General features: G+C 52.2%; 3 protein-coding genes. All 3 read left to right on the forward strand.

All coding sequences use genetic code 11. From position 1 onward, the window contains the following. A partial coding sequence (locus tag MUW49_RS18330; protein WP_202904331.1) for a transposase occupies positions 1-81 on the forward strand: 81 nt, incomplete at its 5' end. A gap of 487 nt (positions 82-568) precedes the next feature. Continuing rightward, positions 569-823, forward strand: a complete 255-nt coding sequence (locus MUW49_RS18335; protein WP_005329233.1) for a helix-turn-helix domain-containing protein — start codon at positions 569-571, stop codon at positions 821-823. Further along, entirely contained in the window at positions 823-2,133 is a 1,311-nt protein-coding gene (locus MUW49_RS18340) for a type II toxin-antitoxin system HipA family toxin (protein ID WP_005329232.1), read from the forward strand. The genes MUW49_RS18335 and MUW49_RS18340 overlap by 1 nt, the downstream gene beginning before the upstream one ends. Positions 2,134-2,371 lie beyond the last annotated feature (238 nt).

Genomic DNA, 2,371 nt, shown 5'->3' on the forward strand with positions numbered 1-2,371 from the left:
TCACGCTCTTACTTTGCGGGCTCTTGCGGCGGAGCACCGTTGGAGGTGATCAAGCAATACATTCAAAACCAGCGGGGCTGACGCCCCGGCGAAATTCCCCTCCCACCTACGTCGGAGGGAGTCCCCTTTCGCATTTAAGATGGAGGTGGCTGCTTGGTATGACACCATCACTGCATTTGCAAATTTTCCCGAGAAACCTCGGCTAGATTGGCAAAATTTCGTGCTCATCAATTCAAGAAGGTATTTAAAGAAGCGAACGCGGGTGCGAACTTGTGAGCTCCCGTGAAGCGATCGCAACAATCATGGACTCACTGACAGAGACGATCAACCGACGCACCATCGCTGCCTTGGCTTTTGTTGCGCCAACCCCAGTGCACTCCTGCTGAAACTCGTTACACCTTGTTTTAATGGCCCCTTGAATCGAAAGTGCGAAACCCATACCTGAGGATCAAGGTTAAATACCGCCTTTAGCGTGTGAAAAACATTTACCGCCTAAAGCAGGTAAATATTGATATACCTGCCACGGCGTGTAAATTAAAAGAAATTACGCTACCAGGTAAGTCAAATCATGAAAGTAACCAGCGCCAAGCAACTTAGTGCCTGTCTCAAGGATGCCAGGCTTTCGCAAAAGCTCTCCCAAGGTAAAGTGGCCGGCAAGGTGGGGATCAGGCAGGACACGGTGTCCAGCTTCGAGCTCAATCCCGAGTCAACCAAGCTGGAGACCTTGTTCAAGATCCTCGCCGCACTGGAACTCTCCCTCGATATCAGGCCCCGCACCGATCCTGCGGAAAACGCCACGCCTGGCTGGAAGGAGGAGTGGTAATGGCCAGCCTGACGGTCTACATGAACGGATACCGGGTAGGTACCTTTACCAAGGCGACCAATGGTGCTCACCAATTTCAGTACGATGAATCGTGGGTGAAGTTGCCAGGCAGCCGCCCCATCTCGCTCTCCATGCCATTACGCCAGCAGCGCTACCAGGGCGATGAGGCCTATAACTTCTTCGATAATCTGCTGCCAGATAACCCGGAAGTAAGAAACCGGGTGGTGGCGCGCTATCAAGCCGATTCCACCCAACCCTTTGATCTGCTCAGTTGCATTGGCCAGGACAGCGTGGGGGCATTGCAACTGGTGGCTCAGGGCAGACCTGTGCCAGACGTTAAGCGCATTGAGTGCAAGCCGCTCTCTGACGCCGAACTGGAGCAGATCATGACCAGCTACCAGCAAGGGATCCCGCTTGGTATGGTGAGGGAAGAGGACGATTTTCGGATATCCATCGCCGGGGCTCAGGAAAAGACCGCGTTACTCTACCTCGACAACCGTTGGTGCTTACCGCATGCAGCGACCCCAACCACCCACATTATCAAGCTGCCCATTGGCAAGATCGAAAGCCACTCCTACTCGATAGACCTCTCCCAGAGCGTAGAAAACGAATATCTCTGCACCCTGATCGCCAAAGCATTGGGTCTTCCGGTTCCCCATTGCTTCATCATGCAGGTCGGCAAGGTCAAGGCTCTGGCGGTGGAACGCTTCGATCGGCGCTACGCCACGGATCGCAGTTGGATCATGCGCCTGCCCCAAGAGGACTTCTGCCAGGTGTTGAATGTACCGTCAGCACGCAAGTACGAGAGCCATGGTGGACCGGGCATTGCTGACATCATGACGACCCTGCTGGGATCGGCCACGCCGGAGCAGGATCGGTACCTGTTTATGAAGTCTCAGGTGTTGTTCTGGCTGCTGGCTGCCACTGATGGCCATGCCAAGAATTTCTCGGTGTTTATCGAACCTGAAGGGCGTTTCCGGCTTACACCGTTTTACGACATCCTTTCCATGTATCCTGCATTTGGTGGTAAAGGATTACATCCCCGTGATGCCAAGTTGGCCATGGGGCTTACTGCAACCAAGGGCAAAAAATACGCGATAGAGCAGATATTTCCTCGCCATTTTTATCAAACGGCCAAGGCGATTGGTTTTGAACAAGTGCAGATGGAAAAAATCATCAGCGAACTGACGGATAATCTGGATGAGGTAATATCAATCGTTCGTCAGCAATTGCCTGATACATTTCCCACTGAGATTGCAGATTCAATTTTGGGTGGACTCAGTTCGAAAGCGCAACGCTTAAAACGATAATTGACCAATATGACAAATGCCTCTTGCATCGCCCCAAATGAGCCTCTATCGAGGCTCATTTTTTTTGCGTACGAGCGAGTGAATGATCCATTCCCCCGGTGTCAGAATAGTTGTCGCCTAATCTGAATAATCTAAATGTGAAGACCGGGGGCGGATAAAGAGTGTCGAATGGCTCGTTATTCAAGTGAGCGCAAGGCTGCTTTGCTCAAGAAGCTGCTGCCGCCCATCAATATGTCGG

Source organism: Aeromonas sp. LsrichE-8G, from assembly GCF_022869435.1.
GTDB classification, from domain to species: Bacteria; Pseudomonadota; Gammaproteobacteria; order Enterobacterales; family Aeromonadaceae; genus Aeromonas; species Aeromonas caviae.